Source organism: Pseudomonas sp. Sample_9, from assembly GCF_004307535.1.
Lineage (GTDB): Bacteria > Pseudomonadota > Gammaproteobacteria > Pseudomonadales > Pseudomonadaceae > Aquipseudomonas > Aquipseudomonas mercuritolerans.
Genome location: NZ_RAZO01000457.1, coordinates 237 through 6,822, shown reverse-complemented (window position 1 = coordinate 6,822; position 6,586 = coordinate 237). Strand labels below are relative to the sequence as shown.

Below are 6,586 nucleotides of genomic sequence, written 5' to 3'. Positions count from 1 at the left end.
GCGCTGTCCGAGAAGTGGTTGAAACCGTAAGAGCCCCTCACCCTAACCCTCTCCCGGAGGGAGAGGGAACTGATCCGGGGATGCTTTAGAGGTACGCCGACTTGGGATTGCTATACCGAATCCGGAATCGACTGATCATGGCTTTGTCGAATCCCTGGTCGCCAAGGTCTTTCAGGTCGATGGACAGCGCCAGACACCTCGGTCGGCCCCCTCTCCCCCCGGGAGAGGGCTGGGGTGAGGGCAACGATGGCGGATCAGTCCAAAGCCGCCAGAGTCACCGCCGCCTCAGCCAGCTCAAGCTCACTGAAAACCCGAACCCCATGGCGCTTGAGCAACGCCGCCGTCACCCCTTCGCCATTGACCTTGACCCCGCTGAACGTGCCGTCATACGTCAACAGATTCCCGCAAGACGGACTGTTGGCCTTGAGCACCGCCACCCGAATGCCGTGCTTTTGCACCAGTTCCAGCGCTTGCCGCGCCCCCTCGAGAAACTGCGCGCTGACATCCTCGCCATCAGTAGTGATGACTGCGGCAATGCCATCCAGCACCTGACCGCCCTGCCCGCCAGGAATCTCCGCCGCCGCCCGCGGCGTCGGCAATCCACCCGCCACCTCCGGACACAACGGCACCACGCGCCCTTCTTCGATCCACTGCTCAAGCAGATCAAACGGCCCGCTCGCACCACCGTCATAACGCACGCGATGGCCCAACAGGCAGCGACTGACCAGGATCTTTTCCATGTTCAGAACGGCTCGTTGCCACGGCGACGGAACCAGCCAGTCAGCGACAGGCGCTCGCGATGGGCCGGCAACACTTCGTGGGGCACTTCGCCGGAGAGAAACACCACCAGGCAGCCGCCGGTCGGCTGCACGTCGTGCACACGTTCCTCGCCCAGGTACATGCGCAACTGGCCACCGTCCTCCGGCAACCAGGCCTCGTTGAGGTAAATGACGGCCGAGACCATGCGCCGGTCATCATCGCGAAAGCGGTCGACGTGCTTGAGGTAAAACGCGCCGGGCGGGTACAGGGCGAAATGGCACTCGAAATCCTCAAGCCCCAGAAACAAGCCGCGATTAAGTGCCTCGCGCAGACTGTCCATCAGGCTCAGGTAACTGTCAGTGGCGTCGGCCTGACCCGGGTCGATCCACTGGATGTGATCGCCGCGAATACCCTCGCGAATCTCCGAAAACGGCCCGCGACCGACCGCTGCCGGCGCCAGCTCACCTTCGGCTTCACGTTTACGGCACTCGGCCGCCAGCGCCCGGGTCAGATCGGCGGGCAGGAAGATGTTCTGCTGCGACCAGCCGTGTTCGGCCAGGTCGTCGACAATGCGTAACAGCAGCGGGTGTTCAGAGGATATCGGCATGGCGCGCATAGTATGCCGACGGCGATAAATCCGACAGAGCCACGCAGCGCCTTGCTACGAATTCTCGACAAGTACCGGCACCGCACGGACAATAGTCCGCTGCTGACAGGAGTCCCTATGCGCCGTTTGCTTTTTTCACTGTTGATGTTCTGCGTATTGCCCGCCTGGGCGGACGGCCACGATCAGTTGTACAAGGTCGCCGGCTGGCCAGAACAACGCGCGCATTTCAACGATGCCCTGAGCGCCGCCCAGCAGCGCTATCAGAACAGCCTGCCGCCTGCGGTATTTCAGGCGCTGGTCAACAACAGCAATCAACGCTTTGCCGCGCAGGCCATGGATCAGCGTGCCGAAGCGCAACTGCGGCAGAAACTCGCCGACCCGAAACCGGCACTGACCTTCTTCCAGTCACCGCTGGGCAAGAAAATCGTCGCCGCCGAATTGCTCGCAACCCGTCGCGATCAACTGGCAAAAAATGCTCAGGGCCTGCCGAAGATGCAGGCCAGCGACAGTCGCTTGCTGATCATCGGCCATCTCGCCCAGGCCCTGCCAGCCCGTGAGGCGGGCGCCGAGGTCAGCCTGGCGATTGCCGGCGTAGCGGCGGACAGCTTGAGTTCGATGATCCCGGGACTGCTCGGCGGTGGACAGGCGCAGGGTATGTTGAACGGTCAGCGCCAGCGGCTGATGGATCAGATCGGCGCCGATCTGAACAACACGTTGCTTTACGTGTATCGCGACTTGTCGGATGAGGAGCTCGAAGAATTTGCGACGTTTGCCGAGTCGACCGAGGGCAAGGCTTACTACCAGGCGGCACTGGCGGCGATTCGGGCGGGGTTGGCGGTCGGCCAGTGATGTTCGTTACCTGAAAGATCGCATTCGCGAGCAGGCTCGCTTCCACAGGTTGTAATGCATTCCACTGTGGGAGCGAGCCTGCTCGCGAAGAGGCCCTCCCAGGCATTAGAGATTCCGGCCCCTGATCCGCTTGCTCAAGAATTCGAAATACTCCTCACGCATCTCCGCCGTTTCATTGGCCAGGTGATGCCGTGCCTCGGCCAGCAGCAGAATCTGCGGCCGGTCGAACTTCCACTTCAACACCTGCAGATTGTGCTGCCAGTCGACAGTCATGTCCGCCTGCCCCTGAATGATCAGCGGCCGTCGCGGACTTTTTTTCGCGTGCTCGACGCGGATGATCCAGCGCGACAGCGCGCCCACCCATTTGGTCGGCAGGCGCCTTGGCTGTAACGGATCGGCCTGCAGAAACGGCAGGAAATCCGGATCGTTGGAGTTCTCGCTGAAGCGTCGCGCGACCCCGCGTACAAACGGCCGCAGCAGGTAATAACTCAACTGCGACCAGGCCCACGCCCTCGGCCTTACCAATGGCGCCAGCAGAATCACCTGCCCTTGCGCCGGACTGTTCTCGCCATGGTTGAGCAGGTGATCGACGACAATCGCGCCACCGGTGCTCTGCCCGCACAAATGCCAAGGCTGTGGCAGCGCGATCGAGTTCGCTTCAGCGAACAGCGCCTGCAACACATCCTGGTATTCAGAGAAATCACGAATGCTCGCCCGTGGCCCGCTCGACAGACCATGGCCCGGCAAGTCGCAGGCAATCACGGCGAAATCCTGATCCAGCGCCCACTCGATCACATGCCGGTACAGGCCGATGTGATCGTAGTAACCGTGCAGCAGAAACAACGTCGCCTTGACCTTCTCCGGCCACCAGCAATGGCTGACCAGCTCGTAGCCATCGACTTCGAAACGGCCCATGCCGCGCCAGACATCGCGCTCGGCGAAGTCGGTCTTGTAGAAGCGCTGATAAGCCTTCGCCTCATCCGATAACGGCTGCCACTCGGCCAATGGCTTGAGGCTCGCGCGTAAATGATCGGGGTCGAAAGTATCAGGCATGCGGGTATTCCAGAGCGGTAAACGGACTTTATCGGCCTGCGATATTCATCTGTAGAGGCAGACATGGCAAGCTAGCCGGCCTTTCGAGGATCGAAAACCATGCGTTCGCCCTACCGCACCGCACTGTTCGCCAGCCTGCTCGCGCTGATCTGCGCCGGGGTGCTGTGGACGGCATATGACTGGTTTCAGGGCCGCTATCTGCGCGCGTTCAGCGAACATACGGCAGTATTTTCCGGCGACCCGCTGCGCCTGCCGGACAACCTCGCTGGGCCGGGCAATATTCGTCTTGTGCACTTCTGGGACCCGGCCTGTCCGTGCAATGTCGGCAATCAACAGCACCTGAGCGAGATGGTCGAACAGTTCGGCCCTCGCGGCGTGGAGTTCTTCGCCGTGCAAAAGCCCGGCAGCCACGGCCAGTTACCCGCCACCCTCGCCAGCCTGAAAACCATCATCGTCCTGCCCGGCGCCGAACAGATCCCCGCCAGCCCCGCCGTGGCGATCTGGGATCGTAGCGGTAAACTCGCCTATTTCGGCCCGTACAGCGAAGGCCTGACCTGCAACTCCAGCAACAGCTTTATCGAACCGATCCTGCATGCGCTGACGGAAGATCGGCCGGTGAATGCCACGCATACCTTGGCGGTGGGTTGTTATTGCCCGTGGTCGGTGGAGGCAAAGTAAGGCATTCCGGACTTTTCAAGGACAGCGCTGCAGCGCACAGATGCTCTGTGCTAAATGTTTGCAGCCCGACGGGCGGCCTTTTCGCCTGCACAAGGAGTCACCATGAAGCGTGCGTTGATCGTCGTTGCCTTGCTCATCGTTGTCCTGCTCGGCGCCGCCGGCGGGTATATCTACAGCAAGCAGCCGACGCGCCAGGGCCAGGTCGAGCTGCGCAATCTGCAAGGCTCGGTGACCGTGCGCTACGACGAGCGCGGTGTGCCGCATATCCGCGCCGAGAACGAAACCGACCTCTATCGCGCCCTCGGTTACGTGCACGCGCAGGACCGCCTGTTCCAGATGGAAGCCATGCGCCGCCTCGCCCGGGGCGAGCTGGCCGAAGTGCTCGGGCCGAAACTGCTCGACACCGACAAACTGTTCCGCAGCCTGCGCATTCGCGAGCGTGCGGCCAGTTACGTCGCCAGCCTCGACAAGCAGTCACCGGCGTGGAAGGGCCTGCAAGCCTATCTGGACGGCATCAACCAATATCAGGACAGCCACGCCGCGCCGATCGAGTTCGACGTGCTGGGCATCCCCAAGCGGCCGTTCACGGCCGAAGACAGCATCAGCGTCGCCGGTTACATGGCCTACAGCTTTGCCGCCGCGTTTCGCACCGAGCCGCTGCTGACCTACGTACGCGATCAGCTCGGCGCCGATTACCTCGATGTGTTCGATCTCGAATGGCAGGCCAAAGGCGTTCTGGCCACCGATCACACCCGGCACGCACCGGCCCTTGCCGCCGGCGACTGGCAGGACCTCACCGCCCTCGCCCGCCTCAGCGAACAGGCGCTGCTCGACAACGGCCTGCCGCAGTTCGAAGGCAGTAACGCCTGGGTGATTGCCGGCAGCCGCAGCCAGAGTGGCAAGCCGTTGCTGGCCGGCGATCCGCATATCCGCTTCTCGGTGCCGTCGGTGTGGTACGAGGCGCAGCTGTCGGCGCCGGGTTTCGAGTTGTACGGCCATCATCAGGCACTGGTGCCGTTCGCGTTTCTGGGACACAACCTCGATTTCGGCTGGAGCCTGACCATGTTCCAGAACGACGATCTCGACCTGATCGCCGAGAAGGTCAACCCGGACAACCCCAATCAGGTCTGGTATCGCGGCCAGTGGACCGACCTGCTCGTCAGCGAGCAGCAGATCAATGTGAAAGGCCAGGCGCCGGTGACGATCACCTTGCGCCAGTCGCCCCATGGGCCGATCGTCAACGATGCGCTCGGCAGCGCTGCCGGCAAAACCCCGATTGCGATGTGGTGGGCGTTCCTCGAAACGCCGAACCCGATCCTCGAAGGTTTCTACCAGCTCAACCGCGCCGACACCTTGGCCAAGGCTCGCGCGGCGGCGGCCAAGGTACAGGCGCCGGGCCTGAATCTGGTGTACGCCAACGCCAAAGGCGATATCGCCTGGTGGGCCTCGGCCCTGCTGCCCAAACGTCCAGCCGGGGTGAAACCGGGCTTCATTCTCGACGGCAGCACGCCTGAGGCGGACAAGGACGGCTATTACCCGTTCAGCGCCAACCCGCAGGAAGAGAACCCGGCGCGCGGCTATATCGTCTCGGCCAACTTCCAGCCCGTGTCGCCGACCGGCATGGAGATTCCCGGTTATTACAATCTTGCCGATCGCGGTCAGCAGCTTGATCGTCAGCTCAGCGACAACCGGATGAAGTGGAGCAACGAGGCCAACCAGCAACTGCAACTGGGCACGGCGACCGGTTACGGCCCGCGTCTGTTGGCGCCACTGTTGCCGGTGTTGCGTGAGGTGGTCAGTGATCCGGCGCAGCTGAAACTGGTCGAGCAACTGGCGCAGTGGCCCGGCGACTATCCGCTGAATTCGATCAGCGCGACGGTGTTCAACCAGTTCCTCTACGACCTGGCCGATGCGGCGATGCGCGATGAGTTGGGCAATGACTTCTTCGAAACACTGCTGTCGACGCGGGTGATCGACTCCGCGCTGCCACGCCTGGCGGCCAAGGCGGATTCACCGTGGTGGGACAATCGCAGCACGCCGGCCAGAGAAACCCGCGCCGATGTCGTGCGCACGGCGTGGGCGGCAAGCATGGCGCATCTGAAACTCACCCTCGGCGATAACGTGGCCGGTTGGCAGTGGGGCGCTGCGCACACCCTCACCCACGGCCATCCGCTGGGGCAGCAGAAGCCGCTGGATCGCCTGTTCAACGTCGGCCCGTTCGCAGCGCCGGGCAGCCACGAAGTGCCGAACAACCTCTCGGCAAAAATCGGCCCGGCGCCATGGCCGGTGACCTATGGACCGTCGACGCGACGTCTGGTGGATTTCGCCGATCCGGTGCATGGCCTGACGATCAACCCGGTCGGCCAGAGTGGCGTGCCACTGGACAGTCACTATGACGACCAGGCCGAGGCGTATGTGGAGGGTATTTATGTGCAGGCGCATTTCAGCGAGAAAGAGGTGCAGGCGAATACGCGCAGTACGTTGAAGCTGTTGCCTGCGCGCAAGCCCTGAAGAGCCCCTCACCCTAGCCCTCTCCCAGAGGGAGAGGGGACCGATTGGGGGATATTCATAAGAAACGCCGACGTGAAAGATTGGCGCCGAATCCATAATCGATAAGGTCTTTCAGGTCGATGTAACACG

6 protein-coding genes are annotated in these 6,586 nt (G+C 62.5%); 3 read left to right on the top strand and 3 right to left on the bottom strand.

The window, feature by feature from the left end:
• Positions 1-254: 254 nt before the first annotated feature.
• Positions 255-740: a DUF523 domain-containing protein gene (locus tag D6877_RS26085; RefSeq protein ID WP_122506166.1), complete on the bottom strand. Its 486-nt coding sequence runs from the start codon at positions 738-740 to the stop codon at positions 255-257.
• Between the two features lie 2 nt (positions 741-742).
• Positions 743-1,375, bottom strand: coding sequence for a 2OG-Fe(II) oxygenase (locus D6877_RS26080; protein ID WP_016770624.1), 633 nt, complete (start codon positions 1,373-1,375; stop codon positions 743-745).
• Positions 1,376-1,483: 108 nt separating this feature from the next.
• Between D6877_RS26080 and D6877_RS26075 the strand changes: the two genes are divergently transcribed.
• The gene (locus D6877_RS26075; protein WP_024014712.1) at positions 1,484-2,215 is read left to right on the top strand and encodes a DUF2059 domain-containing protein; all 732 of its coding nucleotides are present in this window, start codon (positions 1,484-1,486) and stop codon (positions 2,213-2,215) included.
• 105 nt (positions 2,216-2,320) lie between these two features.
• Here D6877_RS26075 and D6877_RS26070 read toward each other — a convergent pair whose 3' ends face one another.
• Positions 2,321-3,268 carry an alpha/beta hydrolase gene (locus D6877_RS26070; RefSeq protein ID WP_110599934.1) on the bottom strand — a complete coding sequence of 316 codons (948 nt, stop codon included), beginning with the start codon at positions 3,266-3,268 and terminating at the stop codon, positions 2,321-2,323.
• Positions 3,269-3,367: 99 nt separating this feature from the next.
• Between D6877_RS26070 and D6877_RS26065 the strand changes: the two genes are divergently transcribed.
• Positions 3,368-3,946 (top strand): DUF6436 domain-containing protein, encoded by a 579-nt coding sequence (locus tag D6877_RS26065; RefSeq protein WP_130912571.1) that lies wholly within the window; start codon positions 3,368-3,370, stop codon positions 3,944-3,946.
• 102 nt (positions 3,947-4,048) lie between these two features.
• A complete protein-coding gene (locus D6877_RS26060; protein ID WP_130912570.1) occupies positions 4,049-6,457 on the top strand; it encodes a penicillin acylase family protein in 2,409 nt (802 codons plus the stop codon).
• Positions 6,458-6,586 lie beyond the last annotated feature (129 nt).

Coding starts and splice junctions, on each gene's coding strand:
- D6877_RS26085 (WP_122506166.1), bottom strand. CDS start 740: ATGGAAAAGATCCTGGTCAGTCGCTGCCTGTTGGGCCATCGCGTGCGT.
- D6877_RS26080 (WP_016770624.1), bottom strand. CDS start 1,375: ATGCGCGCCATGCCGATATCCTCTGAACACCCGCTGCTGTTACGCATT.
- D6877_RS26075 (WP_024014712.1), top strand. CDS start 1,484: ATGCGCCGTTTGCTTTTTTCACTGTTGATGTTCTGCGTATTGCCCGCC.
- D6877_RS26070 (WP_110599934.1), bottom strand. CDS start 3,268: ATGCCTGATACTTTCGACCCCGATCATTTACGCGCGAGCCTCAAGCCA.
- D6877_RS26065 (WP_130912571.1), top strand. CDS start 3,368: ATGCGTTCGCCCTACCGCACCGCACTGTTCGCCAGCCTGCTCGCGCTG.
- D6877_RS26060 (WP_130912570.1), top strand. CDS start 4,049: ATGAAGCGTGCGTTGATCGTCGTTGCCTTGCTCATCGTTGTCCTGCTC.